This window comes from Cedecea sp. AS113, from assembly GCF_037152415.1.
GTDB lineage: Bacteria > Pseudomonadota > Gammaproteobacteria > Enterobacterales > Enterobacteriaceae > Cedecea.
The window spans coordinates 24,383-50,840 of record NZ_JBBCMI010000004.1 but is presented as its reverse complement, the minus strand read 5'-3'; the positions used below and the strand labels follow the sequence as shown (position 1 = coordinate 50,840).

General features: G+C 55.9%; 23 protein-coding genes. 12 read left to right on the top strand and 11 right to left on the bottom strand.

The window, feature by feature from the left end; genetic code table 11:
- Positions 1–232: 232 nt before the first annotated feature.
- The 4 genes from WFN87_RS06080 to yobA all read right to left on the bottom strand — a co-directional run bounded on the left by WFN87_RS06080 (position 233) and on the right by yobA (position 3,899).
- Positions 233–1,729 (bottom strand): SulP family inorganic anion transporter, encoded by a 1,497-nt coding sequence (locus WFN87_RS06080; protein WP_336982380.1) that lies wholly within the window; start codon positions 1,727–1,729, stop codon positions 233–235.
- Between the two features lie 541 nt (positions 1,730–2,270).
- Positions 2,271–2,615, bottom strand: coding sequence for a YebY family protein (locus WFN87_RS06075; RefSeq protein ID WP_008453983.1), 345 nt, complete (start codon positions 2,613–2,615; stop codon positions 2,271–2,273).
- A gap of 28 nt (positions 2,616–2,643) precedes the next feature.
- Entirely contained in the window at positions 2,644–3,519 is an 876-nt protein-coding gene (gene copD / locus WFN87_RS06070) for a copper homeostasis membrane protein CopD (protein WP_336982381.1), read from the bottom strand.
- A gap of 5 nt (positions 3,520–3,524) precedes the next feature.
- Complete coding sequence (gene yobA / locus WFN87_RS06065) at positions 3,525–3,899, bottom strand: CopC domain-containing protein YobA (protein WP_008453980.1); 375 nt, start codon at positions 3,897–3,899, stop codon at positions 3,525–3,527.
- A 141-nt stretch (positions 3,900–4,040) separates the two neighbouring features.
- On the opposite strand from yobA, the gene WFN87_RS06060 reads away from it, so the two are divergent.
- From WFN87_RS06060 to exoX, 3 genes are all read left to right on the top strand, one after another.
- A complete protein-coding gene (locus WFN87_RS06060) occupies positions 4,041–4,271 on the top strand; it encodes a DNA polymerase III subunit theta (protein ID WP_008453979.1) in 231 nt (76 codons plus the stop codon).
- A gap of 129 nt (positions 4,272–4,400) precedes the next feature.
- Positions 4,401–5,129, top strand: coding sequence for a carbon-nitrogen hydrolase family protein (locus WFN87_RS06055; RefSeq protein ID WP_336982382.1), 729 nt, complete (start codon positions 4,401–4,403; stop codon positions 5,127–5,129).
- A 29-nt stretch (positions 5,130–5,158) separates the two neighbouring features.
- Positions 5,159–5,830, top strand: coding sequence for an exodeoxyribonuclease X (gene exoX / locus WFN87_RS06050; protein ID WP_166991849.1), 672 nt, complete (start codon positions 5,159–5,161; stop codon positions 5,828–5,830).
- On the opposite strand, the gene ptrB is transcribed toward exoX, so the two are convergent.
- From ptrB to WFN87_RS06035, 3 genes are all read right to left on the bottom strand, one after another.
- The gene (gene ptrB, locus WFN87_RS06045) at positions 5,827–7,884 is read right to left on the bottom strand and encodes an oligopeptidase B (protein ID WP_008453976.1); all 2,058 of its coding nucleotides are present in this window, start codon (positions 7,882–7,884) and stop codon (positions 5,827–5,829) included. The genes exoX and ptrB overlap by 4 nt on opposite strands.
- A gap of 124 nt (positions 7,885–8,008) precedes the next feature.
- The gene (locus WFN87_RS06040) at positions 8,009–8,683 is read right to left on the bottom strand and encodes a tellurite resistance TerB family protein (RefSeq protein ID WP_336982383.1); all 675 of its coding nucleotides are present in this window, start codon (positions 8,681–8,683) and stop codon (positions 8,009–8,011) included.
- 123 nt (positions 8,684–8,806) lie between these two features.
- Complete coding sequence (locus WFN87_RS06035; protein WP_008453972.1) at positions 8,807–9,157, bottom strand: YebG family protein; 351 nt, start codon at positions 9,155–9,157, stop codon at positions 8,807–8,809.
- Positions 9,158–9,293: 136 nt separating this feature from the next.
- Between WFN87_RS06035 and purT the strand changes: the two genes are divergently transcribed.
- Positions 9,294–10,472, top strand: coding sequence for a formate-dependent phosphoribosylglycinamide formyltransferase (purT, locus tag WFN87_RS06030; RefSeq protein ID WP_336982385.1), 1,179 nt, complete (start codon positions 9,294–9,296; stop codon positions 10,470–10,472).
- A 65-nt stretch (positions 10,473–10,537) separates the two neighbouring features.
- On the opposite strand, the gene kdgA is transcribed toward purT, so the two are convergent.
- The 3 genes from kdgA to zwf form a co-directional block, all read right to left on the bottom strand.
- Positions 10,538–11,179 (bottom strand): bifunctional 4-hydroxy-2-oxoglutarate aldolase/2-dehydro-3-deoxy-phosphogluconate aldolase, encoded by a 642-nt coding sequence (gene kdgA, locus WFN87_RS06025; RefSeq protein ID WP_336982387.1) that lies wholly within the window; start codon positions 11,177–11,179, stop codon positions 10,538–10,540.
- A 52-nt stretch (positions 11,180–11,231) separates the two neighbouring features.
- Entirely contained in the window at positions 11,232–13,043 is a 1,812-nt protein-coding gene (gene edd, locus WFN87_RS06020) for a phosphogluconate dehydratase (RefSeq protein ID WP_336982389.1), read from the bottom strand.
- A 266-nt stretch (positions 13,044–13,309) separates the two neighbouring features.
- Complete coding sequence (gene zwf, locus WFN87_RS06015) at positions 13,310–14,785, bottom strand: glucose-6-phosphate dehydrogenase (protein WP_008453964.1); 1,476 nt, start codon at positions 14,783–14,785, stop codon at positions 13,310–13,312.
- A gap of 376 nt (positions 14,786–15,161) precedes the next feature.
- Between zwf and WFN87_RS06010 the strand changes: the two genes are divergently transcribed.
- The 8 genes from WFN87_RS06010 to msrA all read left to right on the top strand — a co-directional run bounded on the left by WFN87_RS06010 (position 15,162) and on the right by msrA (position 25,326).
- On the top strand, positions 15,162–16,031 hold the full coding sequence (locus WFN87_RS06010; protein WP_336982391.1) for a MurR/RpiR family transcriptional regulator: 870 nt from the start codon (positions 15,162–15,164) through the stop codon (positions 16,029–16,031).
- Between the two features lie 127 nt (positions 16,032–16,158).
- A complete protein-coding gene (gene pyk, locus WFN87_RS06005; protein WP_008453961.1) occupies positions 16,159–17,601 on the top strand; it encodes a pyruvate kinase in 1,443 nt (480 codons plus the stop codon).
- A gap of 219 nt (positions 17,602–17,820) precedes the next feature.
- Positions 17,821–19,923 carry a TonB-dependent siderophore receptor gene (locus tag WFN87_RS06000; RefSeq protein ID WP_336982393.1) on the top strand — a complete coding sequence of 701 codons (2,103 nt, stop codon included), beginning with the start codon at positions 17,821–17,823 and terminating at the stop codon, positions 19,921–19,923.
- Between the two features lie 26 nt (positions 19,924–19,949).
- Complete coding sequence (locus tag WFN87_RS05995) at positions 19,950–20,894, top strand: ABC transporter substrate-binding protein (protein WP_336982395.1); 945 nt, start codon at positions 19,950–19,952, stop codon at positions 20,892–20,894.
- Positions 20,887–21,642 carry a class I SAM-dependent methyltransferase gene (locus tag WFN87_RS05990; protein WP_336982397.1) on the top strand — a complete coding sequence of 252 codons (756 nt, stop codon included), beginning with the start codon at positions 20,887–20,889 and terminating at the stop codon, positions 21,640–21,642. Before WFN87_RS05995 ends, WFN87_RS05990 begins: the two co-directional genes overlap by 8 nt.
- A 4-nt stretch (positions 21,643–21,646) precedes the next feature.
- Positions 21,647–22,642, top strand: coding sequence for a FecCD family ABC transporter permease (locus WFN87_RS05985; protein ID WP_336982399.1), 996 nt, complete (start codon positions 21,647–21,649; stop codon positions 22,640–22,642).
- Between the two features lie 188 nt (positions 22,643–22,830).
- Positions 22,831–24,591: a cytochrome c biogenesis protein DipZ gene (locus WFN87_RS05980; protein ID WP_336982401.1), complete on the top strand. Its 1,761-nt coding sequence runs from the start codon at positions 22,831–22,833 to the stop codon at positions 24,589–24,591.
- 15 nt (positions 24,592–24,606) lie between these two features.
- Positions 24,607–25,326, top strand: a complete 720-nt coding sequence (gene msrA / locus WFN87_RS05975) for a peptide-methionine (S)-S-oxide reductase MsrA (protein ID WP_336982403.1) — start codon at positions 24,607–24,609, stop codon at positions 25,324–25,326.
- A 54-nt stretch (positions 25,327–25,380) separates the two neighbouring features.
- On the opposite strand, the gene lpxM is transcribed toward msrA, so the two are convergent.
- A complete protein-coding gene (gene lpxM / locus WFN87_RS05970; protein ID WP_166991817.1) occupies positions 25,381–26,361 on the bottom strand; it encodes a lauroyl-Kdo(2)-lipid IV(A) myristoyltransferase in 981 nt (326 codons plus the stop codon).
- Between the last annotated feature and the right edge of the window lie 97 nt (positions 26,362–26,458).

Genomic DNA, 26,458 nt, shown 5'->3' with positions numbered 1-26,458 from the left:
ATAGTGGAGGCGGGGCCGCTTACGCTGAGTAAGCGGTTAAATAGTAATAAGTTATTCCGTATTGACTGGCAACGTAAATGTTACTGAAATGTTTATTTCCCCAGCTTGTCGTTTAAACCAACAGCCGGGCAGCGGAAAGTAGTGGAAAATTGTGACCCGCCGCTCAAAAAATGGCATTTCGTGCTGGGAATGATTGGGGAGAGCCGGCAGCTGAACGCCGCCGGCAAAACGGTTAAAGTTTACCGCTCAGGCGCTGATGGAAATCGGCGCTGTGGGTGTCCAGGCCAACAATTTCGACCTGCGCCTGATAACGCTGATAGCGCGTTTCAATGGCATCTAATACGGCAACGGTGGAGGCATCCCAAATTTGTGCCTGAGTCAGATCGATCACCACCCGTGCCGGGTCGTCAGCATAGTGAAAATGCTCGACCAGGTCGTTGCTGCTGGCAAAGAACAGCGGCCCACGAACCCGGTAAGTCACTTCGCTCCCGTCCGCTGCCAGCTGCCGCTCAGCACGCACCACATGCGCAATACGGCGAGCAAACAACATCATAGCGAAGATAACGCCGCCCAAAACGCCAAGCGCGAGGTTATCGGTATAAACCGTTATAGCGACGGTCGTGAGCATCACCAGCGTTTCCGGCACCGGCATTCGGCGAAGCGTAACTGGAGAGAGGCTATGCCAGTTCAGCGTTTTCACCGCCACAATCATCATGATCCCAGCCAGCACCACCATCGGAATTTTTGCCATCACTTCACTCAGCACGGTGACCAGCAGCAATAGCACCAGCGCAGCCGCCACGGTAGACAGCCGCGTACGCCCTCTTCCCAGCTCAACGTTGACAATGGTTTGCCCAATCATGGCGCAGCCCGCGATGCCGCCATAAAAACCGGCGAAGATATTCGACACGCCCAGTCCCCAGCATTCGCGCCGCTTGCTGGAAGGTGTATCGGTGAGATCGTCCACCAGCTTGGCCGTTAGCAAGGACTCCATCAAGCCAACAAAAGCGATGCTCAGCGCGCAGGGCCAGATAATGCGCAGCGTCTCAACGTTAAGCGGCACTATCAGTTCCGTTAACCCGGGCAAACCGGCTTTCATCGGTCCGCTGTCGCCTACCGTGGGCATTACCCATCCCAGGGCAATACTCAGGCCGGTCACCAGAACAATCGCCACCAGCGGCGAAGGCACAGATTTAAGCAGTCTCGGCAACATTAAAACGACGGCGAGCGTCACGACGAACAGGCCCCAAACCAGCGGCGATTGCCCCCAGACATGAGGCACCTGAGCAAAGAAAATAAGAATACCCAGCGCATTCACAAACCCGGTCATTACCGAAAGCGGGATATAGCGCATCATTCGCGCCAGCCCGCTTAGGCCGAACAGGATCTGGATCCCGCCCGCCAGCACCACCGCAGGCAGGATATAACCCACCCCATATTGATGAACCATCGGGGCAATCACCAGCGCTACCGAACCGGCCGCCGCAGTGACCATTGCCGGGCGGCCCCCCAGAATCGACATAGCAAAACAAAGCACGATCGAGGCAATCAGGCTGACCTTCGGATCCACGCCCGCGATCAAGGAAAAGGAGATCACTTCGGGGATCAGGGCCAGCGCGGTGACGACTCCGGCCAGCAGTTCACGCTGGATGAGTCGAGGGGAGCGAAGCACGGCGCGCAGGCTATTCTCACGCGCATGTTGAGCGGCAAGCTCGGTTTGATTTGTCATAGTCGGATGCAGGCTTATTGTCAGGAACGCCGCATTTCTCATGGAATGCAGTCAGTGAGGCCGAAAGTGTAGCGTTGTCGCGGCAGTGATGCGAATTTTTGTGACATGCGTCACTAGTCCGAAAGACTCACCGACCCGGCCCCCACGTTTGCGCAACAAATAATTAACAAATTGAGCAAAAAACGCTGGACGGCAAGCTATCAAGGTGTGGTATGGTTTTAGCGCACAGGCCAGGTCGAAGCGTTATGGGAAACGCTTTACGCGCAAGCAAGCTGGCGGATTCCCGAATAAAAAAAAGACCGAACACGATTCCTGTATTCGGTCCAGGGAAATGGCTCTTGGGAGAGAGCCGTGCGCTAAAAGTTGGCATTAATGCAGGCTAAATCGCCTTGCCTCTTAAGAATAGATTACCGGCGCAGGTTTTCCAGTCCGCAACAAAAGTGGTCAGAAAAAAGGCGCAATAAAGGTGACTATTTATGCAAAAACAGCAATATCCCGTTGAGGCTATTGCTGTTTTTTTATGCCAGGAAATGCGTGTTTTTTATTCACCGCAAAGCTTTTGCGCGCGCTCAATGAAGGGTTCGAGACTCATCTTCTGGCCAGGATGCTGCGGGTCGTCCACCTGAATAACGCTGATGGGCTGCCCGCTCGTTTTACCGCTCTTGATCTGCTGCTCGGCAATGGCGTTCAGCGGGTACTGCATCAGCGTACTTGGGTTGATGGCAAACAACGCATTCCCCGCTCTGCAGCTCAACATCACCTCTTCACGGTTGAACGCCCATTTGTCTTTACCCACCTCAAACCGACTCACGGTGATAATTTGCGGGGCAGCCAGCGCAGAACTCGCGCAGGCCAGCAGCAGTAAAGTCAAAATGCTCTTTTTCATGAATCTCTCATATAACCAGTTTGCGCCGTCAGAACGGCTCCCAGGTAGCATAGATGCTGACAAGCAGTAGTATCGCTACCGATAGAATCACTTCCAGCCACGTAAGCTGAATAAATCTCCGCTGAGCATCGGCTTGAACAGCGTCGAAACGCGGCACCAGTATATAGCGGTTGATCAGCGCCAGCATAACCATCACTAGCACCAGCACAACCTTCAGCGCCAGCAATCGAACATAACCACTTTCCAGCGGCAGCGCCCAGCCGAGGATAAGCAAGCTATTCACCACGCCGGTCACCAGTACCGCAGCCACTGCAAGATGCCCGTAGCGCGAAAAACGCATCATTGCCGTAATCGCCGGAGTACGCCAGCGCGGCTTATGCGCCATATACATACAAACCAGCAAAGGCAGCAGGCCTCCCACCCACCAGGCCGCGCTCAGAAGATGAATCGCATGGTTCATCCGCTGAAAGACACCGAGCGCGCCGTCGTGAATTGCGGCATGCCCGACGCCAGCCAGCATAATTAGCTGCGCCGCGGCTAACAGCAGCAATAACCCCGGCATTGCCCGGGGAGCGATCAGCACAGCGGCCAGCGTGGCCAGGCCCAGCAATAGCTGCCATATCCAGACGGAACCAAAGCGAGTCGTCAGCACCGCCTGCCAGACATCCGGCGAAAGAGTATCGCGCCAGCCGTCACCCATTTGCCCGGCCTGAGCCATGAATAACAGACAGGCGCTAATGAGCGACAGCCAGACGGCAGGCCGCCACTGCGCCCTGAGGCGACGCACAAGCACGGGTTTAAACTGCTGCGGGGCAAGGAGCGAACAGCAGATGGCGCTGCCAAGCAGCACCATCAAGGCAGTGAAATGGATAAAACGCAGCGCGATGTAAAACGCCGACAGCATGGCGATTACTTCACGGAGAAGTGATAGTTACCTTTGGTTTTGTGCCCGTCGACCGACACAACATGCCAGTCCACGGAGTAATCACCCGGTTTCAGGGCTTCTTCAACCGGCACAATCAGCTGTTTGTTGTCGGTCTCAGCAACCTTCACTTTCCCGGTCTTCACGGCAGATTTCTGCGGGCCGGTCACGGTCACGCCGCTGAAGCCAGGCTCCACCCCTTCAGAGAAGCTCAGGGTCAGCGACTGCGGCGATGCTGTCACGGCGGAATCTGCTGCCGGAGACTGCTGCTTAAGGTGCGCGTGTGCAAACACGGCTGGAGAAACGGCCATAGCAGTGACAAATGCCGCCACGGTTGCGATGCGGGAGGAGATGAACGCCATATTAACTATTCCTTTTTGTTATGTGTCGAGGCGGCAAGGATACCCCCGCGTTAATACCAAGTCGAGACGGGAAAAGCTATTGTTGCTTGTCATCCAGGGCGCAAAACAGTAACTTCTGCGCTGACATTGCAGGAGGATATGATGAGCTACAATCTCGCCGATTTACCCCAGGAAGAAATGGATAAAGTTAACGTCGACCTTGCCGCTGCCGGCGTGGCGTTCAAAGAGCGCTATAACATGCCCGTAGTGGCTGAAATGGTGGAGCGTGAGCAACCTGAACATCTGCGGACCTGGTTCCGTGAAAAGCTGATTGCCTATCGTCTGGCCTCGGTGAATCTTTCCCGTTTGCCGTATGAACCGAAGCAAAAATAAAAAATTAAGAATTTTCTCTTTGATTCAAAACTAGTGCTACTCTCTTCCTTGTTCAGTTGACCACAAGCTTTGGCTCATCCCTCACGATTGCAGGACGCAATCGTTGGATGAAAGATTAAGGAAGAACCTATGCCACGCTGGAATGTTGCCGCTGCGCAATACGGTGCCGTTGCCGGAAGTTATCAGGCCAACATCGACCACCATCTCGATTTCATTCGCTGTGCCGCCGAAGAAGGCATCGATCTTCTGGTTTTCCCTCATCTCTCTTTATCCGGATTAAGCCCCGACAACCATCCTCCGGCGTTTACCGATCCGCTGTTCGACCCGCTCAGCGAGGCTGCTCGCAGCTACCATATGACCGTGATCGTCGGCATGTCGCTCAGTGACGAGGCGCATAGCGCCGCCGGTATGGTAGGTTTTCTGCCGGATGGATCGCGTATCGCCTGTTGCAAACGTCCCGCAACGGCTATCGATGTAAATGCTCAACCCCCCGTCGCACCACTTTTGGGGCAACGTTCCCGCAATATTGCCCTGGCCGTTTGCGCCCAAAGCGATGATGAAGCCTGGCCCCGAAGCGCAGCTGATATCGGCGCCGATCTTTACGCCACCGGCGCCGCAATGACAGAACTAAGCTACCAGCAAGATGAGATGTATATGCAACGCTGGGCGCACAAATATGGACTCACCATTTTGCAGGCCAATTACGCCTGGTCCGGGGCAGAACTTCGCTCCGCTGGGCGCAGCGCATGTTGGGATAATTTAGGCCAGCTAGTCGTCAGGGCCGACCAGGGTGAATTGCTGGCGATTGGCCGACGGGATGAGAGAGGTTGGCACGGCGAGGTCATTCCTTTACGCTAGTCGCCTGAGGCCTGTTAACGGAGACTGCGATGCTGCGCATTATTGATACGGAAACCTGCGGATTACAGGGAGGCGTAGTGGAAGTTGCGTCGGTCGATATCATCGACGGCAAGATTGTAAACCCGATGAGCGATCTTGTCCGTCCTGACCGACCAATAAGCCACCAGGCAATGGCCATCCATAAAATTACCGAAGAGATGGTGGCCGATAAACCCTGGATTGAAGACGTCATCCCCCGCTATATCGGTAGCCCCTATTACGTGGCGCACAACGCCAGTTTCGACAGCCGCATGCTGCCGGAAATGCAGGGCGACTGGATTTGCACGGTGAAGCTGGCGCGTCGCCTGTGGCCGGGCATCAAATACAGCAACATGGGCTTGTATAAATCGCTGAAGTTGCATGTGGATACACCTGCCGGGCTGCATCATCACCGCGCCCTGTTTGACTGTTATATCACCGCCGCCCTGCTGCTGAGAATTATGGATGTGTCCGGCTGGAACGCAGAAGATATGGTCACGATTACCGGGCGCCCGGCGCTGGTAACCACCATGATGTTTGGCAAATACCGGGGCAAACGCATTGCCGAAATAGCCGAAGACGACCCGGGTTATCTTCGCTGGATGCTCAACAACATCAAGGAGCTAACGCCGGATCTCCGCATGACGCTAAAACATTACCTGGCCGCCAGCGCGGCCGATTAATGCACGCGCCCTGGCAGCGTTCCCTGCGCCAGGGCAATCAGGAAAGCAAACTCCAGTGCCACGCCTTCGTAAGATTTGAAGCGCCCCGACTTGCCGCCGTGCCCGGAATCCATGTCGGTACAAAGCAGCAGCAAGGTCTCATCCCGCTTATAGTCACGTAATTTGGCAACCCACTTAGCCGGCTCCCAATACTGCACCTGCGAATCATGCAGCCCGGTGGTCACTAACAGATGGGGATAAGCCTGCTCACGAACCTGGTCGTAAGGGCTGTATTGCTTCATATAGCGGTAATATTCTTCATCCTGGGGGTTACCCCACTCTTCAAATTCCCCGGTGGTAAGCGGAATCGACTCGTCCAGCATCGTCGTTACAACATCGACAAACGGCACCTGAGCCACCACGCCATGGAATAATTCAGGGCGCAGATTGATAGCTGCCCCCATCAGCATTCCGCCCGCGCTGCCGCCCATCCCATAAAGCAGTTTAGGATCGCCATATCCCTGCCTGAGCAGCTCGTCGCACACGTCCAGATAGTCGTTAAAGGTATTCATCTTTTTCAGGTATTTACCGTCTTCATACCATTGCTGGCCCAGTTCACCGCCGCCGCGGACATGGGCGATGGCGAAGACAACCCCCCTGTCCAGCAGACTCAAACGGCTGCTGCTAAAGTCAGCATCCATACTGCTGCCGTAAGATCCATAGCCATAGACCAGCAGCGGGCTTTTGCCCCGGCGGAAGTGTTTCCGGTGATAAACCAGTGAGACCGGTACCAGAACGCCATCCCGCGCCGTCACCCACAGATGCTCGCTGCGGTAATGGCTAGCGTCAAAACCGGCAACCTGGGTTTGCTTGATAACCCGTCGCTCACCGCTGTCCATATCCAGCTCGAATAGGGTGTCCGGCGTTGTCATTGATGAGTAACCGTAGCGCAGGTGGGAGGTCTCAGGCTCAGGATTATAGCCGAGCCAGGTGACATAGGCCGGATCGTCAAAAGCGATGCCCGTGGACTCACGCGTATGGCGATTAATCTGGCGCAGGCTGGTCAATCCCTGCTGGCGCTCGGCAACCACCAGCCAGTCGCGGAACAGCGTAAAGTCTTCAAGCATGACCTGTTCCCGCGCGGCAATCAGCGTTTCCCACTGTTTTTCGTCCCGCACGGCGCTGCGGTAGAGTCCGAAATTTTTACCGTCTTTGTTGGAACGAATGTAGAACCCATGCTGGTAGTGATCGACCGTGTACTCATGATCTTTCCGGCGCGGGGCAAAAACTTGCGGCTCGGCGTCTGCCAGTTCGGCATCCAGTAACAAAGCCTCACTCGTCGTCGCGCTGGCAAGATGAATGACAACAAAATGCTGGGAGGTTGTTTTATGCACGCTGACGTAAAAAGCGTCATCTTTTTCTTCATACACCAGTTGGTCATCGGCCACCGGGTGGCCCAGCGTGTGCCGCCAGACCTGATAAGGCAGTAAGGTTTTGGGATGCTTGCGCACGTAGTAAAGCGTGACGGAGTCATTTGCCCAAACAAAACCGGTCGAGACGTTCTCCAGCAACTCCGGATACCAGTTTCCGGTTTTCAAATTGCGCAGACGGATGCCGAACTGACGGCGGGAGAGATAGTCCTCTGCCAGGGCCATCACGGCATTGTCCGGCGTAATGGCCAATCCACCCATGGTGTAGAACTCGCTATGGGCGGCACGCTGGTTGGCATCCAGCAAAACGTCCCACTCGCCCCACTCTTCTCTGACCGCAGATTGCCGCTGATAAATCGCGTACTCATTCCCTTTGTCATACACCTGGCGGTAGCGATAGCCGTTCTTCACATACGGGGCGGAAACATCGCGAGGAGGAACGCGAGCGATCATCTCTTTGAGCAACTGATCCTGCAGCGCGCGCTGGCTCTCCATGATCCTTTTCCCGTAATCATTTTCCTGCTCAAGGTATTTCAGCACATCGGGATCGGCGCGGTCATCATCCCGCAGCCAGTAATAGTTATCCGTACGGGTATCGCCATGCAGCGTCATAGCGTGAGGTATTTTTTTGGCTTTTGGCGGCATCACTTTCATCATTTTCCGTTTAACACCCCGTAAGGGTGGCAAATTCAGCCGGGCTTGCAAGCGGAACATGAAGGATTAAAAGAAAATGCCGGGAGAAACCCGGCACAGGCTGGTTGCAGGAGGATTACACCGCGAGCGGTTGTTTTTGCTGCTGAATATCTTGCTCAATACCGGAGCGGACATCCGGCGGTATGTTTAGCGCATCGCCCAGAGCGCTCAGGTAGCTACGTTCCATAAAGTGATCGATATCGATAGCCGTGCAGCTAAGGTAATAAAGCTCCAGCGCTTCCTCCTCATTTCTCACACCTTGTGCAAGCTGGTAAGGATCTAACGGTCTGTCGATCGCCCGTTCGACGAGCGCTTTACCTTCCCCGTCGATACCGACTTCACGCAGCTGTTGCTCAATAAACTGACGCTCTTTTGCATCGATATGGCCGTCGCTTTTCGCCGCAAAAACCAGCGCGGTAATTAATCTTTCGGTACGAACATCAACCGACGAGTGCGGCTCACTCCAGCCTGTGGAAACGGGCTGGCTCTGGCGAACCCGCTCCTTGTATTTGTTCCATAACACGCTTCCGGCCACGGCGCCGCCGCCGACCAGAAGCGCACTGGTGCCGTATTTTGTTAACAGTTTGCGGGAAGATTTACTCGCCAGCAGTAACCCGGCTAATCCACCCAGCGCCCCCGGCACCAGAAGTTTACCGATCCCTTCAGAGCTATTACCGGCTGCAGGCTGTGAAGATTGAGGAGAAGTAGATTGCCCCAGGAGCGACTGAAGCTGCTGTAACCAGTTATTCATGACGGAGATCCTCTGTTGACTTAACTCGTCGAGAGTAGGCCACAGGACGTCAAGAAACGTCGGACAGCGCTAAAGATGGGAAAAGAATCGCGCCGGCTACCCGGCGCTTACAGCAGAACCGTATTACGCGGCTTTGGTGCGTTTACGTCCAGGGTGTTCGCTGACGTTGTCTTCAGCCGCTGGCGATTGTTCAAGCGCTGAGGACTCCGCGTCTGGCTCAAACTGACTTAATTCAGGCTCCGGCAGCTTGCCATTTTTCAATACGCCCGCCAGCAGATCCTTGTTTTCCGCCATCCACATCGCCAGGGTGTCGCTCTGCCCTTCATCCAGCGCAATCGGGCTTTGCTGCAGCCAGTCGCCGAGGACTTCAGCCAGATCCAGCATTTTGTCATAAGCGTCAGCATCCTTTTTACTGGCAAAGGCCATTTTTTCTTGTCCCTCTCTCACTACAACATATTTAATCTCGACCGCCATTTTGCAGCTCCGTTTTACCTGTTTATTTATCCAGTATATCGTCATTCATTTTATCACACAAGCCGAAAAGCCGCTGCCAACGCAAACGTTTTCGTTTATACTGCAGCGGTCTTTTTCTTTGTTAAGGCTAAATCACATGTCAACGTTGGGAACCGCTCTGCGCCCGGCAGCTACGCGAGTTATGCTGCTGGGTTCCGGTGAATTGGGTAAAGAAGTGGCCATTGAATGCCAGCGCCTCGGGGTAGAAGTTATCGCCGTCGATCGCTACGCAAATGCGCCGGCAATGCACGTCGCACACCGCAGCCACGTCATTAACATGCTGGATGCCGCGGCGCTAAAAGCGCTTGTCGCCGCCGAAATGCCCGATTTTATCGTTCCTGAAATTGAAGCCATTGCCACCGATGCCCTGCTGGAGCTTGAAGCCCAGGGTCAGCGAGTGGTGCCGTGCGCCCGCGCCACCAAACTCACCATGAACCGCGAAGGGATCCGCCGTCTGGCCGCAGAAGAACTTCAGTTGCCCACTTCCAGCTATCGCTTCTCCGACAGCGAAGAAGCCTTCCAGCAGGCCGTGCATGAGATTGGTTTGCCGTGCATTGTGAAACCGGTAATGAGTTCCTCCGGCAAAGGCCAGAGCTTTATCCGCACAGCCGACCAACTGGCAAAAGCCTGGGAATACGCCCAGCTAGGTGGGCGGGCTGGTAAAGGCCGCGTCATCGTCGAAGGCGTGGTCAATTTTGATTTTGAAATCACCCTGCTAACCATCAGCGCCGTTGACGGCGTGCATTTCTGCGCGCCTATCGGGCACCGTCAGGAAGAGGGCGACTACCGTGAATCCTGGCAGCCACAGCAGATGAGCGACATCGCGCTGGCAAAATCGAAAGAGATAGCTGAAAAAGTGGTTACCGCTCTGGGCGGCCACGGCCTGTTCGGCGTGGAGCTGTTTGTCTGCGGCGATGAGGTGATTTTCAGTGAAGTTTCCCCTCGCCCGCACGACACCGGCATGGTGACGTTGATTTCACAGGATCTGTCTGAGTTTGCCCTGCACGTTCGTGCCTTCCTCGGCCTGCCTATTGGCGAAATTCGTCAGTATGGCCCTGCCGCATCGGCGGTGATCCTGCCTGAGTTGCAAAGCGATAACGTTAAATTTAGTAACGTGGGAGCAGCGCTGGGCGGCGGTTTACAGGTTCGCCTGTTCGGTAAGCCGGAGATCGCAGGTAAACGCCGTATGGGCGTGGCGCTGGCAACCGGTAACAGTGTCGATGAGGCAGTGACAAGGGCCGTGACGTCAGCCGCTCAGGTAAAAGTTGAAGGATAAAAAAATCGCCCTCAAGTGAGAGCGATTGAGTCAGTGGGCCCGCGTACTGCGGGCTTTTTTATGGCTTACTGCCTGGCGCCTTCCACCGCTTCGCGGGCAAGCTTAGTGATGCGGTCGTAGTCGCCCGCTTCCAGCGCATCGGCCGGAACCAGCCAGGAACCACCGATGCACAGCACGCTTTTCAGCGCCAGGTAATCGCGGTAGTTAGCCGGGGAAATCCCCCCGGTTGGGCAGAAACGCACCTGAGAGAACGGCCCGGCAATGGCCTGTAGCGCTTTAGTGCCACCGTTGGCTTCAGCCGGGAAGAATTTGAACTCTTTCAGGCCGTAGTCCATCCCCAGCATCAGTTCTGAAACGGTGCTGATGCCTGGGATCAACGGAATGGTGCCTTCGGTCGCGGCTTTCAGCAGCGGCTCGGTCAGACCCGGGCTGATGGCAAACTGCGCGCCAGCTTCGGTCACTTCCGCAAGCTGCTGTGGGTTCAGCACGGTACCTGCGCCGATAATAGCTTCAGGCACTTCTTTCGCAATCGCACGAATGGCATCGATAGCACAAGCTGTACGCAGCGTGACTTCCAGCACGCGGACGCCACCGGCCACCAGCGCTTTCGCCATTGGCACCGCATGCTCCAGCTTGTTAACGACAATAACCGGCACAACCGGACCGGTTTTCAGGATCTGTTCTGCTGTAGTTTTCCAATTTTTCATCTGAGCGCCTCTTAGCCACTTTTAATCTGTTCCGGGCATTACTGCCTCGGGCTTAAAATTTAATGCAGGTTGCGCCTTGTTCAGCGCCAGAAAGCTGTTCGCGCAATGCGCCGAATAGCTCCCGACCAGTCCCTACGCGCTCGGCGCTGAGATCCGGGTGATAAGCAGTGCGCGCCGCAAGTACGGCTTCATCGACCAGCAACGTTAGCTCGCCCGTTTGGCCGTTGACGCGAATAATGTCGCCATCCTGCACCTTCGCCAGCAGCCCGCCGTCATACGCTTCCGGGGTAACATGGATTGCGGAAGGCACCTTCCCTGAGGCACCGGACAGTCTTCCATCTGTCACCAGAGCAATTTTGAAACAGCGGTCCAATAATACTCCAAGCGGCGGCATAAGTTTATGCAATTCTGGCATGCCGTTCGCTTTTGGCCCCTGATGGCGGACGACGACAACGCAATCGCGGTCCAGTTTGCCGGCTTCAAAAGCAGGCAATACGTCATGCTGACTTTCAAAAATAACCGCGGGCGCTTCAATCACCTGATTTTCTACCGGCACCGCTGAGGTTTTCATCACCGCCCGGCCCAGATTCCCGCTCAGCACTTTGGTTCCGCCGTGGCGGGAGAATGGTTTTTCCATCGTGGCAATAACGTCGCTATCCAACGGCTGGCTCGCGCCTTCACGCCAGGCAAGCTGACCGTTGTCGAGCCACGGCTCCATGGTGTAGTGATGCAGGCCAAAACCGGCCACGGTGTTAACGTCTTCGTGCAGCAGGCCACCTTTCAGCAGCTCACGCAGCAGCACCGGCACACCGCCCGCCGCCTGGAAGTGGTTAATGTCGGCAGGGCCATTCGGGTAGAGGCGCGCCAGCAGCGGCACAATTTCGGAGATCTCGGAGAAGTCGTCCCAGTTAATAATGATCCCGGCCGCGCGAGCCATCGCAACAAGATGCATGGTGTGGTTCGTCGAGCCGCCGGTAGCCAGCAGTGCAACAATGCCGTTCACCACCACTTTCTCATCAATCATTTTCCCGAGAGGCATCCATTCGTTGCCGTTGCCGGTCAGGCGAGTGACCTGGCGCGCCGCTGCGTCCGTCAGCGCGTGACGCAACTCTGCATCAGGCTGAACAAACGAGGACCCCGGCAACTGCATGCCCATAAACTCAACCACCATCTGGTTGGTATTCGCCGTGCCGTAGAAAGTACAGGTCCCCGCCGCGTGATAAGAGGCAGCTTCCGCTTCCAGCAGCGCGAGGCGGTCAACTTTACCTTCCGCATAAAGCTGGCGAATGCGGACTTTTTCTTTGTTCGGCAAGCCGCTGGCCATCGGGCCTGATGGCACAAAGACTGCAGGGAGATGCCCAAACGACAGCGCGGCCATCGTCAGCCCCGGCACGATTTTGTCGCACACGCCAAGATAGAGCGCCCCGTCAAACATGTTATGGGAAAGGCCAACGGCGGTAGACATGGCAATCACTTCCCGACTCAGCAGCGAAAGCTCCATACCATCCTGGCCCTGAGTCACCCCGTCGCACATCGCCGGGACACCGCCTGCAACCTGCCCCACCGCGCCCACGGAATGCAGCGCCTTACGGATTTGCTCAGGATAATGTTCATACGGCTGATGGGCGGAGAGCATGTCGTTGTAGGAAGTAATGATCGCAATATTGTTACGCAGCATGCTTTTCAGCGCCGCCTTATCGTCCGGCTGGCAGGCAGCGAAACCATGCGCGAGGTTACCGCAGGCAAGTTCCGAGCGGTGAACCGTGTTGCTCCGGGCTTTCTCAATGCGTGCCAGGTAGGCTTCGCGCGTTGGGCGGGAGCGTTCGATAATACGCGATGTTACCCGTAACAAATTTGGATGCATAGAAGTTCCTCAGAAAGTGGCTGTTCTCCCGCATTGATACCGTCATGTTCAGAGCTGATGAAAGTAACTTTGTTGCCCATCGTAGCCCATCAGACTTGATGCCGGGAGCAAAAACGCTTCAGCTAGTGTAAATAAAAAAGCCCCGCGGGTGAATCCACGCGGGGCTATTATTCATAAAAAACTATGCCACTTCTGTGTTAGATCATGTTACCGGTAAAATAAGGTCCCTTTGTTAGTGACTTTTTACCGGCCATGTTCACGGCCTGTTACTCAAACTCGTTCCAGGAGTGGCCGTCACGGGTAATCATCGCCACGGAAGCCACCGGCCCCCAGGTACCGGCCTGATAAGGTTTCGGCGCATCGTTATCCGCAGCCCAGGCTTCGGTAATGGAGTCGACCCATTTCCACGCCTCTTCCACTTCATCACGACGAACAAACAGCGCCTGAATGCCCCGCATGGTTTCCAGCAGCAGACGTTCATAGGCATCTGCCAGGTGAGATTCATTGAAGGTCTCGGAGTAGCTCAGATCCAGCTTGGTGGTTTGCAGGTTATGTTTGTGCTCCAGGCCCGGGACTTTGTTCAGGATCTGAATATCCACGCCTTCATCCGGCTGCAGACGGATAGTCAGCTTGTTCTGCGGCAATTCCTGCCAGGAATCTTTAAACAGATTCAGCGCAGGGTTTTTGAAGTAAACCACGACTTCAGAACATTTGGTTGGCAGACGTTTACCGGTACGCAGGTAGAACGGCACGCCGGCCCAACGCCAGTTATCGATATCTACGCGAATAGCCACGAAGGTTTCGGTGGCGCTGGATTTGTTCGCGCCCTCTTCTTCCAGGTAACCAGGCACTTTTTTGCCCTGCGCGAAGCCTGCGGTGTACTGACCGCGCACGGTTTTATCACGCACGTTGGTGCGGTCAATGCGGCGCAGCGACTGCAGAACCTTCACTTTCTCATCGCGAATATGGTCCGCAGTCAAATCAGACGGGGGAGACATGGCAATCATGCACAGGATCTGCAGCAGGTGGTTTTGGATCATGTCGCGCATCTGCCCGGCCTGATCGAAGTAACCCCAGCGGCCTTCAATACCCACTTCTTCGGCCACGGTGATTTCTACGTGATCGATAGTGCGGTTGTCCCAGTTGTTAGCGAACAGGGAGTTAGCAAAACGCAGTGCCAGCAGGTTAAGAACGGTTTCTTTACCCAGATAGTGGTCGATGCGGTAAACCTGGCACTCTTCAAAGAACTCGCCCACCTGATCGTTGATCTGCTGGGAAGTTTCGAGGGAAGTCCCCAGCGGTTTTTCCATGACGACGCGAGCAGGCTTGGCGTTAAGCTTCGCTTTACCTAACCCTTTGCAGATAGCGCCAAAGGTGCTTGGCGGCATAGCGAAATAGTTGATGGTGACGCGATTCTGCTGGTCGAGCATTTTCCCCAGCTTGGTAAAAGCAGAGGTGTCGTTGACGTCCAGGTTACAGAAATCCAGACGACCGCTCAGTTTGTCCCAGAGGCTCTCGTCAATCTTCTCTTTCATGAAGGTTTCGAGGGCTTCGCGGACAACTTTGGTGTATGCCTCTTTATCCCACTCTGCGCGGCCAACACCCAGAATACGGGTCTCCGGATGGATTTGACCTGCTTTTTCCAGCTGATACAGGGATGGCAACAGTTTCCGGCGCGCCAGGTCGCCTTTTGCACCGAAAATGACCAGGTCGCACGCCTGGGCTGTTTGCGTTACCGCCATGTTTGTCTCCTCGTTTCGGATATCCCGGCTTTTACCGGCCCTTTGGGGCCCGGATAGCATTAAGCCAGGCACGTCTTGTAATTTTATTACGCTGCAATGTACTGCTTTTGCTGAATCGAGGACAACCGTTAACCCCGGTTTGACCGCCTCAATTGCTAACTTTTCCCACAATGCCGCACTAAAGCGTCATTTACTGGCGTTTTATTGTGCGATGTAACCGTTGCCAAAGTTAGACACCGATCATGTAATGAAAAAAAACAACAACATTACCTGGGCGACTCGCCCTATCACATTTTAGCAAGAGTATATTCTTGCTAAATCGGCCCACGATTTCTTCTGTTGCTGAAATCGCTAAAACCCATGAGTGCCCGCCTTTATGAATATGCTGGAAAAAATCCAGTCACAGCTGGAACACCTTAGCAAATCGGAACGCAAAGTCGCAGAAGTGATTCTTGCTGCGCCTCAGGACGCTATTCACTCCAGCATCGCGACGCTTGCCCGCAGCGCGGACGTCAGCGAGCCCACCGTGAACCGCTTTTGCCGTCGCCTTGAAACCAAGGGCTTCCCGGATTTTAAACTGCATTTAGCTCAGAGTCTGGCGAATGGCACGCCGTATGTAAACCGGAATGTTGATGAAGATGATAGCGTCGAGTCCTATACCGGCAAGATTTTTGAATCCGCTATGGCGGGCCTTGACCGGGTTCGTCAGTCGCTGGATATGTCTGCGGTGAACCGGGCCGTGGATTTGCTTACCCAGGCAAAGAAAATTGCCTTTTTTGGACTCGGATCGTCCGCCGCCGTCGCGCACGACGCTACCAACAAGTTTTTCCGCTTTAATGTCCCGGTGATTTACTCAGATGACGTTGTTATGCAACGTATGAGCTGTATGAATTGTACCGAGCAGGACGTGGTGGTGCTTATCTCTCACACCGGCCGGACTAAAAATCTGGTTGAGCTGGCGCAGTTAGCCCGTGAGAACGATGCCATTGTGCTCGCCATCACATCGGAAGGCAGCCCGCTTGCCCGTGAGGCGACGCTTTCCCTGCTGCTGGATGTGCCAGAAGATACTGATATTTATATGCCGATGGTGTCTCGTCTGGCGCAGTTGACCGTCATTGATGTGCTGGCGACGGGCTTTACTTTGCGTCGAGGGGCAAAATTCAGGGATAACTTGAAGCGAGTCAAGGAAGCGCTCAAAGAATCGCGCTTTGATAAAGAACGTCTTCTCTCAGGCGATGAACGTTAATTTTTGATAACAAAGTTGTAACTTATTAGGCTGTTCGGTTACGTTGTCATGGGTGTTCACAGCACACCCTGACCTACCGAGTTTTTGTTCACGCAACACCAAGTTGTTTCAGTCAACGGAGTAATACATGTCCAGACGGCTACGTAGAACCAAAATCGTTACCACCTTAGGCCCGGCAACCGACCGCGATAATAATTTAGAAAAAATTATTGCCGCCGGCGCTAACGTGGTGCGAATGAACTTCTCCCACGGCTCAGCTGAAGACCATCAGCTGCGTGCAGATAAAGTGCGTGAAATTGCCGCAAAACTGGGGCGCCACGTGGCGATCCTCGGCGATTTGCAAGGCCCTAAAATTCGCGTATCTACCTTCAAAGAAGGCAAAGTATTCCTTAACCTGGGCGACAAATTCCTGCTGGATGCCAACCTCGGCAAAGGCGAAGGCGACAAAGAGAAAGTGGGCATCGACTATAAAGGCCTCCCGGCCGACGTTGTCCCAGGCGACATCCTTCTGCTCGACGATGGCCGCGTGCAGCTCAAAGTGCTGGAAGTCCAGGGCCTGAAAGTGTTTACCGAAGTGACCGTAGGCGGCCCGCTGTCTAACAACAAAGGGATCAACAAGCTGGGCGGGGGGCTGTCTGCAGAAGCGCTGACTGACAAAGACAAAGCCGACATTGTTACCGCGGCAAAAATTGGCGTTGATTACCTGGCCGTCTCCTTCCCACGCTGCGGCGAAGATTTGAACTATGCCCGTCGTCTGGCGCGTGATGCGGGCTGCGATGCGAAAATTGTGGCGAAAGTAGAACGCGCGGAAGCGGTTTGCGACGAAGCCGCAATGGACGACATTATTCTCGCCTCTGACGTGGTGATGGTAGCCCGCGGTGACCTGGGCGTAGAAATCGGCGACCCGGAGCTGGTTGGCATCCAGAAAACCCTGATTCGTCGTGCACGTAAGCTGAATCGTGCCGTGATCACCGCCACCCAGATGATGGAGTCGATGATCACCAACCCAATGCCAACCCGTGCGGAAGTCATGGACGTGGCAAACGCCGTACTCGACGGCACCGATGCGGTGATGCTGTCGGCAGAAACGGCGGCAGGCCAGTATCCTGCTGAAACCGTAGCGGCAATGGCGCGGGTTTGCCTGGGTGCAGAGAAAATCCCAAGCATTAACGTCTCCAAGCACCGTCTCGACGTGCAGTTCGATAACGTGGAAGAAGCCATTGCGATGTCCGCGATGTATGCCGCTAACCACCTCAAAGGGGTTACCGCCATCATTTCGATGACCGAGTCCGGGCGTACCGCGCTGATGACGTCCCGTATCAGCTCCGGCTTGCCTATTTTTGCGCTCTCTCGCCATGAGCGTACGCTGAACCTCACGTCACTCTATCGCGGCGTGACCCCGGTTTACTTTGACAGCGCAAGCGAAGGCGTCGCCGCCGCTAACGATGCGGTAAACCTCCTCCGGGATAAAGGCTACCTGATTTCTGGCGACCTGGTCATCGTGACCCAGGGCGACGTGATGAGCACCATTGGCACCACCAACACCACGCGTATCCTCTGCGTTGAGTAATTCTCGCCCGCGATAAAGCCCGACAGAGCCGCGACACACGTTCGCGGCTTTTTTATTATCTGCCCCGCTTCCCTGGCCGTAAACCCACACGCAATACAGCGTTTTAATTTCCACATCATTGTGAAATGATATGTTATAACGTAACAATTGATGGCAAGGTAGAGTCTTACGGCGCCACTTTCTGAACAGGCACGTTCATTCTGAGTCGATACATACACAATGAAAATCAAACGCCCCTTCCCGTATGCCTGCGTCGCATTGACGTTTTTTTCTTCTCCGCTTTTGGCCGCCAGCTGCCCTCCCGCTGAGTGTGAAGAAAACATCACCGTAGAAAGCCGAACGCCCGCAGAACTTCAGCCCGCAGCCGGCACGGCGTCACGCCTGGGCCTGACGAATAAAGAAATCCCCCGCTATGTGGAAACCTTTTCACAAAAAGAGATCCGCGTCCGCGGCGACCGCACGCTGGCCGAAACCGTCAGCCATGCAACCGGCATGTCCGGTGTCGCTTCCCCTACGCTCTCCAATAGCTTCTCACTGCGCGGCTTTATGCCGGTTAGCTGGCTATTGGACGGGATGGAAATGCCAGGCAGCACGCTCCAGTTGGGCAACCCGGCACACTACGGCCAGGTGGATATTTTGCACGGCCCCGGTTCCACCCTGAACGGTTTGAGCGCTACCGCCGGCAGCGTCAATCTTGTGTCACGTCAGCCCAGCTTCGTGGACACACCGGCGATGCTCAACTATCAGTTCGGCAGCTACAGCACCCAGGCATTGCAGGGCGGAGCGGGAGGAACGCTGTTGCAGGACAAAATAGCCTGGCGGCTGGATGCTTCAGGCAGCGGCGGTAACAGTCAGGTCCAGCATGAGCGCAATCGACAGTCGAGGGTCAGCGGCTCGCTGCTCTTCCGCCTGACCGACGACACCACCCTGACGCTCTACGGCGACCGGATGAACAACCGGAGCAACAATCCTTACTTCGGGACCCCATTGATTGAGGGCAAAGCACTGAAGTCACTGCGCGGCCTGAACTACAATAATCTGACCGACGCCACGATTGCCAGCCACGCAACGGCCTTGCAGGCCGTACTGGACAGCACTCTCGCTCCGGGGCTGAGCTTCAACAACCATACCTGGTATTACACCGGCTACCGCGCCTGGCACAACGTGGAACGCTATCGCTACAGCGCAGCAGCTCCGGACTTAGTGAATCGCGACTCCTGGGGCGATCTGAGCCATAAGAATACCCTGCTGGCTAACAGGTCGAGTCTGTCCCTGGACGGTCCTCTGCTGGGGTTGGATAACCGCCTGGTGGCCGGGATCGAGCTGCAAACCAGCCGCTTTGATTATCAAAAAAACGGCTTCCCAGGCTCGCAAGATGTGCCCATATTTAATCCGCCGCGTGAGCCTTTCAGTGCCGAAACCGGCGTTACCCGCACGCCCTGGAGTCGGGTCACTCAACGCCAGTCTGCGGCTTTTCTCGAAGACAGCCTGCAGTTGACCCGCAGCCTCAGCCTGCTAAGCCAGCTGCGCTTTACGAAGCTGGATATGGACTGGCACTACTACACGCCGGCGCGCAGTGAAAGTCAGACCTACAGCTTCCTGAATTCAGGTCTCGGCCTGAACTGGGATATCACCGACAACACCACGCTATACGTCAGCTATGCCAACGGCAAAGAGGCTGGAGGCGACATCTTTTTCTTAAGCGCCGACCAGACTCATCTGCCGCTGACGCAGTCACAGCAGTGGGAAACAGGGATCAAGAGCCAGTTCTGGGATAACAAAGTGGCCACCCGGCTTGCTCTCTACCAGCTACGTAAAAATAACCTCTTCACTCCTTCAGCTATCACGCCGGGGGAGCTTACCGCCGTGGGGCAGCAGACATCTCGGGGAATTGAGTTTTCCACGACTATTCAGCCCAACGAGCGCTGGGAGATGGCGGGAAATCTGGCCTGGACTCACGCAAGATTTGACCGTTTTAGCGCGGGTAACCCGCCTGAAAATCTGGACGGGAATCAACCGGCTTATGTCCCGACCTGGACCGGCAATCTCGCACTTACCTGGCACCCCATAGCTCCTCTCAGCTTGCGGAGTGACCTGCGCTATGTTGGCAGCAGCTTCAATGACAATCGCAATACCCGACCGATGGACGATTACATTACCCTGGATCTGGCCGCAGAATACCGGCTGACGCCTAAAGTGACCGTGGGTACGCGGGTGCGCAACCTGACCGACACGTTTTATACCTGGCAGCGGACTTACGACGGCCAGGCGCTGATCGCGCCGTCACGCACCTGGGAAGGTTGGGTGACGGTATGGTTCTGAGGACCGTACCAGCGGCTTTAATTCTTGTGGCAGCGGGACTTCTGTTTCCCTCAGCTCTACGGGCTATTACCCTCCCTAATTGTGCTGAACCACAGCGCTTTGCTGCCGAACCGACGCGTATCGTGGTTTACGGCAATCCGGCGCTGGAAAATCTTCTGGCGCTAGGGGCGCAGGAAAAGATTGTCGGCATCGTGGGCTACGATCCAGCCCACGACCCTCAGCACCTGGCTGACGGCAACGCTCTTTCACTGCCGATCGTGGCAAAGAAGGGGCTCATTTCTGCTGAGGCGCTGCTGATGCTGCATCCTGACATGGTCTACTCCTCAAGCTGGTACTGGTTCTGGTCACCTGAAGGAGCGACCCGCGACCAAATGACATCGTGGGGGATATCGACCTGGCTTTCATCAGGCGCCTGCGGAGGTCAGCAAAGTACCCCAGGGCGAAATATCAGCTTTGATGCGCTGTTTCAGGAAATTGAGGATTTAGCGCAAATTTTACGCCGGGAAAAACAGGGCAAGACGCTTGTAGACCAAAACCGAAAGTACCTGGCAGCCCTGCGCCAGCGTGCGGGCACATTGCCCCCGGCTCGTCTCCTCTGGTGGTATTCCGGCACGGATTCACCCTACGTGGCCGGCTGCTGCGGCGCGCCGAATATGCTGAGCATGGCCAGCGGCAGTCAAAATATTTTCTCCGATCTCTCTGCGCTGTGGCCAAACGTTGCCTGGGAAGAGATAGCCCGTCGCGATCCGGACATTTTGGTGCTCGCCGATCTGCCCCGGGGCGGCCCCGGGGATAGTGCCAAAGATAAAATAGCCTTTGTCGAGCATTTCCCTCTCACCGCCGGGCTGCGCGCCGTGAAGGAAAAGAAATTCATCATCCTGTCCGGCTATGACATGGATCCCTCGATCCGCTCGCTGGACGCGCTAAACCGGCTCATTGCCTCACTTTCTACCAAGGAAAAACATGACTGACATCACATGGAACACTCTTGTCACGCTCTGGGATCGGCAGCAAAGCGCTTATATCGCCAACCGGGAAGCGCGCTTCGACGCCCTGATGGACATACTCGCCCTGCAGTTTGACGATGCCTTTTCACTGCTCGAACTCGGGTGTGGGCCGGGTTCCCTCACGAGGCGCATCCTGCAACGGTTCCCTGCTGTGCACGTTACCTCGGTGGATGTTGATCCGGTCATGCTGGCCATCGCCCGTGAAACGCTGGTTCCTTTCGGCGATCGGGTGCGTATTCTTTCGGCCGATTTGGCCACGCCTGACTGGCAGCAAAAAATGGTCGGGGCTCGCCCGGAAGCGATTGTTTCAAGCACCGCGTTACACTGGTTAATGCCCGACAGACAGCATGCTCTGCACGGTGAAATTCATAGAATGCTGGCCGATAACGGCGTGTTCCTGAATGCCGATCACCAGCGTTTTAACCCCGCGGACCTCCACAAGAAAGCGATCAGCGAGCGCCACGATGCCCAAACTCAGCAGCGGGCCTGGGCTCACGGTGCCGTGGACTGGGAGGCGTGGTTTACCCTCGCTAAAGAGATAGAGGACATCGCCAGGCTGATTCCGGCCCGGGAAGCCGTGTTCGCGGGGCGCCCGGTTCCCCCGCCGACGACGGTGGCCTTTCAGCTGGCAAGCCTGAGTCAGGCTGGTTTCAGCGAAACAGGCACGCTGTGGCAGCTTATGGACGATTACCTGATTGCCGGCTGGAAATAAGCGAGTGAAGCCGTTGCGCCTGCTGCTGTGTGCCATCGTCACTTTGCTGGGATTGATTTATAGCCTGCGCTACGGGGCAGTCACATTATCCTTAAGCGAAGTGATTCAGCTCCTGAATCCGCGTCCCGCAGAGGATCCCGTGCTGGCCCTGTATCAGAAAGTCGTCTGGTCGCTGCGACTGCCCAGGGCGCTGCTGGCGATGGCCTGCGGCGGTGGGCTGGCGCTGGCTGGCGCCGTGCTACAGACATTAACCCGTAACTCGCTGGCTGACCCGTGGCTGCTCGGCATCTCTTCCGGCGCCGGTCTGGGCGCCGTGCTCATTATTGCGCTCGGCGTCCAGCCGCTGCTCATAGCCATGCCCTCCGGCGCGTTTATCGGGGCGCTGACCGCATTCGCTCTGGTTGTGCTAATGGCTGGCCGGGCCGTGACGCAGCCAGCGCGATTTATGCTATCGGGCGTGGCCGTGGGGCAGTTACTGAGCGCCTTCACCTCGCTGATTGTTTTCTGGCAAACGGACGCCACCACCTCACGTGGCTTTACCTTCTGGCTGCTTGGCGCGTTTGGTCAGGCCACCTGGCAGCAGGTCGCGATTTGCAGCGGCGCGCTGTTTGTTATCGGCACATTTTGTCTGGCGCTATCCCCGACGCTAAACGTCATGGCGCTAGGTAATGTTGCCGCTCAGGGGCTGGGCGTTAACGTAGCCGCGCTGCAAATGTGGCTCTACCTCTCCATAACGATATTAACCGCCACGATGGTCGCCTTTTGTGGGGCGATCGGCTTTGTCGGTCTGACCGTTCCACACCTGGCAAAGCTGATGTTCGGCCATCGCCACCAGTGGGTTTTACCCGCCAGCGTGTTCTTCGGCGCGCTGCTGACGCTGGCTTCCGACACGCTTGCGCGCACGCTATTTGCTCCGCGGGAGCTGCCTCCCGGCGTCATCACGGCGCTGATCGGCGTGCCGGTGTTTTTTCTCGCCCTGCGCCACCGCCCACAACCCTGACCCCTCCGCCCCCAGGCCGTTTCGCACGAACAGGCTCTTGCCCTCCCGCCGCCTCGAGAGTTATCACGAAATTGTTAACTCTTGAGGAGGATTTAGTAAGTATTCTTTTTATAAAGTGCAGGCATAAATACATGAGGAGCCCCGTCTTTCCGCCCGGCTCTCCGTTCTCACTCTGATACAGGAACATCATGATGCTGGTCATTATTCTTGCTTATCTGGGCGGCCTGTTAACCATCGCCAGCCCTTGTATCCTGCCGGTACTGCCGTTTGTTTTTGCACGATCCGACCAGCCGTTTGTCCGCACAGGGCTGCCGCTTCTGGCGGGCATGGCGATAACGTTCACGTTATTCGCAACTCTGGCAGCCGTCGGCGGCGGCTGGGTCGTCGCGGCCAACCAATATGGCCGCGGCGTGGCATTAGTGTTGATGGCAGTGTTTGGTATCACGCTGCTATTCCCTCGCCTGGCTGAGCGCGTCATGCACCCTCTGGTTAACGCGGGTAACTCGCTGTCTAACCACGTGGCTCCGGGCCAGCCAGCGGGTCCAGGCGCTTCATTTTTACTAGGTATTGCAACCGGGCTGCTTTGGGCGCCTTGCGCAGGCCCCATTCTGGGACTGGTGCTGACCGGTGCGGCCCTGCAGGGGGCAAATGTAGGCTCTACGCTGTTGCTGTTGTCTTATGCCGCAGGTGCGGCCACCTCACTGGCGCTGGCGCTTTTGATCGGTGGCAAAGTATTCAGCGTCATGAAACGCTCTCTGGGCGTAGGGGAATGGATCCGTCGAATTCTGGGCGCAGGGATGTTACTGGGCGTCGTCGCTATTTCTTTTGGCTTAGATACCGGCGTCCTGGCCCGACTTTCTACAGCGTCAACCGGCGGCATCGAACAAGCGCTGGTGAAACGCCTCTCCCCGGACAGCACCACGGCCAATGCCCCCACGCCAGCCTCCGTGGTGAAAACGTCAGATGACGACACCATTCCAACGTTGACCGATGCTGGCGTGATGCCTTCGTTGAGCGGTGCGACGCAGTGGCTAAACTCGCCACCACTGACTGCTGAATCGCTGAAAGGCAAAGTCGTCCTCGTCGATTTCTGGACTTACTCCTGCATTAACTGCCTGCGCTCTTTACCGTATGTGAAAGCCTGGGCCGAAAAATACCGCGACCAGGGCCTGGTGGTGATTGGCGTCCACGCGCCGGAGTTCGCTTTTGAGCGTGACGTCAATAACGTGACCAAAGAAGCGAAGAAACTGGGCGTCACTTATCCCATCGCCATTGATAACGATTACAGTATCTGGCGGGGGTTCAATAACCAGTACTGGCCAGCGCACTACTTTATTGATGCCAGCGGCCATATTCGCTACGAGCACTTTGGCGAAGGCGACTATGCGCAATCTGAACGCGTTATTCAGGAGCTGCTGCGCCAGGCAGGCGCTAAAAATGTTAACAGCGGCATCAGCACCGTTTCTGCCAGCGGCGTAGAGCAGGCGGCCAGCGGCCAGAATGACATCTCTCCAGAAACCTACCTCGGCTATATGCGGGCGCAGAACTTTGCCTCTGGCGAAGTCACCGGAGATAAACCGGCAGACTACAAAAAGCCTTCCGCACTGCCGCTGGACAGCTGGGGACTCGAAGGTAACTGGACCATCGGCGGGGAGAACATCACGCTTAATCGCCCGAATGGCCGCATTGTTTACCAGTTTCATGCTCGCGATCTGCACCTCGTTCTCGGCCCTGGCACAGCAGGCAAGCCGGTGCGTTTTAAAGTCACAATCGACGACCAGGCGCCCGGCAGCGTTCACGGTTCAGATGTTGCCCCGGACGGCAGCGGCACGGTGACGGAACAGCGCCTTTACCAGCTGATTCGCCAGTCGAGCGGCAGCGGCGAACACACGTTCAGTATTGAATTTGAAGATCCGGGCGTGAACGCCTATGCCTTTACGTTCGGTTAACCGGGGAGCATTACGATGAAACCGACACTCTTTTCATCCACCAAACGCCGGGTAGCGTTGTTCAGCGCGCCTGCACTTATCGTTGCTGCACTTGTCTTTCAGAATACGGCCTGGTCCGAACCCGAACGTGCGGTGGCGATTCCTGCACCACTGCAGGATGAGTCACCCACGGGCCAACATCTTGAAACCGCCGTCTTTGCCGGGGGGTGTTTCTGGGGCGTTCAGGGCGTCTTTCAGCATGTTAAAGGCGTGACCAGCGCAATATCTGGCTATACGGGCGGCAAAGCACGGACGGCGAATTATGAGACGGTCAGCATGGGGATGACCGGGCACGCCGAATCCGTGCAGGTTATCTTTGATCCAGCCAGAGTGACCTATGGTCAGCTATTACAGGTCTTCTTTTCCGTCGCGCACAACCCCACGGAGCTAAACCGCCAGGGGCCGGATTACGGAACGCAATACCGTTCTACCGTTTTTCCGCTCAGCGAATCACAGGCGAAGGTGGCCAAAGCGTATATCACGCAGCTTAACGCCAGCCATAGGTTTAGTGCGCCGCTGGTCACCACGATTGAAGAACATGCGCAGTTCTACCCGGCAGAGAAATATCACCAGAATTTCCTGCACGACAACCCAAGCTACCCTTACATCGCGATCAACGACATCCCGAAAGTCGAACAGCTTAAACAGCTCTTCCCGGCGCTGTGGAACAACGATCCGGTGCTGGTGAAAGGGTGAAAAAAACCGCGCCCGTGAAAGACAGTGGCGCGGTTTTCCATTACGCAATATGCGCTATTTTTTCTTTTTCGGGTACAGCTCATCCCGGCAGTAAGGCTCTATCTCGCCCTCTTTACGGGTCTTCAGGAGCTTGAGGATCCAGGTATATTGCTCCGGATGCGGGCCCACCAGCAATTCCACCTCTTCGTTCATCCGGCGGGCGATGGTATGGTCATCGGCCTCGAGCAGATCATCCATCGGCGGGCGGATAAAAATATCCAGCCGGTGAGTGTCGCTGTTATAAACCGGGAACAGCGGGATCACGCGGGCACGACACACTTTCATCAGGCGCCCAATGGCCGGGAGAGTTGCTTTGTAGGTCGCAAAGAAATCGACAAATTCGCTGTGTTCTGGGCCATGATCCTGATCGGGAAGATAGTAACCCCAATAGCCCTGGCGAACGGAACTGATAAACGGTTTGATCCCGTCGTTGCGGGCATGCATCCGGCCGCCAAAGCGACGGCGCACCGTATTCCAGACATAGTCAAACAGCTGGTTGCCCTGGTTGTGGAACATCGCCGCCATTTTCTGGCCTTCAGAGGCCATCAGCATAGCCGGAATATCGACGGCCCAGCCGTGCGGCACGAGGAAAATCACGTTCTCCCCTTTCGCCCGGATCTCGTCCACTATCTCTTTGCCGTGCCAGTCCACTCGAGCCATGACCTTTTTCGGGTCACGCAGCCCCAATTCCGCCATTAGCACCATCGCCTGCGGCGCCGTGGCGAACATGCGATCGATGATTGATTCACGCTCGGCTTCCGGTAAATCCGGGAAGCAGTAAAGCAGGTTAATTTGCGCCCGGCGTCTGGCGCTTTTGCCCAGGCGCCCCGCTAAGCGCCCAATTTTCCCCAGCAAAGGATCCCGGAGTCCCGGAGGAAGAAGCGCCAGCCCGACAAAAGCGCCAACGCCAAGCCATGCGCCCCAGTAACGCGGGTGCAAAAAGGCTTTTTGAAATTCAGGGATAAACTCACTGTGGTTTTTTTTTGCTTTTTCCATGCGGCTCTCAGTAGTTCGCCAGCAGTCTGGCGAGACAAATTTATCGTTATTTTAGCGGGGCTGCGGCCAGCAGACAAAAGAAAAAGCCGGTTACAAG

What these genes read in the sequence shown, in the direction of transcription:
- WFN87_RS06055 (WP_336982382.1), top strand. Translation starts at nt 4,401, where the DNA reads ATGCCACGCTGGAATGTTGCCGCTGCGCAATACGGTGCCGTTGCCGGA.
- WFN87_RS05980 (WP_336982401.1), top strand. Translation starts at nt 22,831, where the DNA reads ATGATGCTGGTCATTATTCTTGCTTATCTGGGCGGCCTGTTAACCATC.
- pyk (WP_008453961.1), top strand. Translation starts at nt 16,159, where the DNA reads ATGTCCAGACGGCTACGTAGAACCAAAATCGTTACCACCTTAGGCCCG.
- purT (WP_336982385.1), top strand. Translation starts at nt 9,294, where the DNA reads ATGTCAACGTTGGGAACCGCTCTGCGCCCGGCAGCTACGCGAGTTATG.
- lpxM (WP_166991817.1), bottom strand. Translation starts at nt 26,361, where the DNA reads ATGGAAAAAGCAAAAAAAAACCACAGTGAGTTTATCCCTGAATTTCAA.
- WFN87_RS06060 (WP_008453979.1), top strand. Translation starts at nt 4,041, where the DNA reads ATGAGCTACAATCTCGCCGATTTACCCCAGGAAGAAATGGATAAAGTT.
- ptrB (WP_008453976.1), bottom strand. Translation starts at nt 7,884, where the DNA reads ATGCCGCCAAAAGCCAAAAAAATACCTCACGCTATGACGCTGCATGGC.
- zwf (WP_008453964.1), bottom strand. Translation starts at nt 14,785, where the DNA reads ATGGCGGTAACGCAAACAGCCCAGGCGTGCGACCTGGTCATTTTCGGT.
- WFN87_RS06040 (WP_336982383.1), bottom strand. Translation starts at nt 8,683, where the DNA reads ATGAATAACTGGTTACAGCAGCTTCAGTCGCTCCTGGGGCAATCTACT.
- WFN87_RS06010 (WP_336982391.1), top strand. Translation starts at nt 15,162, where the DNA reads ATGAATATGCTGGAAAAAATCCAGTCACAGCTGGAACACCTTAGCAAA.
- WFN87_RS05990 (WP_336982397.1), top strand. Translation starts at nt 20,887, where the DNA reads ATGACTGACATCACATGGAACACTCTTGTCACGCTCTGGGATCGGCAG.
- WFN87_RS06000 (WP_336982393.1), top strand. Translation starts at nt 17,821, where the DNA reads ATGAAAATCAAACGCCCCTTCCCGTATGCCTGCGTCGCATTGACGTTT.
- WFN87_RS06075 (WP_008453983.1), bottom strand. Translation starts at nt 2,615, where the DNA reads ATGAAAAAGAGCATTTTGACTTTACTGCTGCTGGCCTGCGCGAGTTCT.
- msrA (WP_336982403.1), top strand. Translation starts at nt 24,607, where the DNA reads ATGAAACCGACACTCTTTTCATCCACCAAACGCCGGGTAGCGTTGTTC.
- edd (WP_336982389.1), bottom strand. Translation starts at nt 13,043, where the DNA reads ATGCATCCAAATTTGTTACGGGTAACATCGCGTATTATCGAACGCTCC.
- WFN87_RS06080 (WP_336982380.1), bottom strand. Translation starts at nt 1,729, where the DNA reads ATGACAAATCAAACCGAGCTTGCCGCTCAACATGCGCGTGAGAATAGC.
- copD (WP_336982381.1), bottom strand. Translation starts at nt 3,519, where the DNA reads ATGCTGTCGGCGTTTTACATCGCGCTGCGTTTTATCCATTTCACTGCC.
- kdgA (WP_336982387.1), bottom strand. Translation starts at nt 11,179, where the DNA reads ATGAAAAATTGGAAAACTACAGCAGAACAGATCCTGAAAACCGGTCCG.
- WFN87_RS06035 (WP_008453972.1), bottom strand. Translation starts at nt 9,157, where the DNA reads ATGGCGGTCGAGATTAAATATGTTGTAGTGAGAGAGGGACAAGAAAAA.
- yobA (WP_008453980.1), bottom strand. Translation starts at nt 3,899, where the DNA reads ATGGCGTTCATCTCCTCCCGCATCGCAACCGTGGCGGCATTTGTCACT.
- exoX (WP_166991849.1), top strand. Translation starts at nt 5,159, where the DNA reads ATGCTGCGCATTATTGATACGGAAACCTGCGGATTACAGGGAGGCGTA.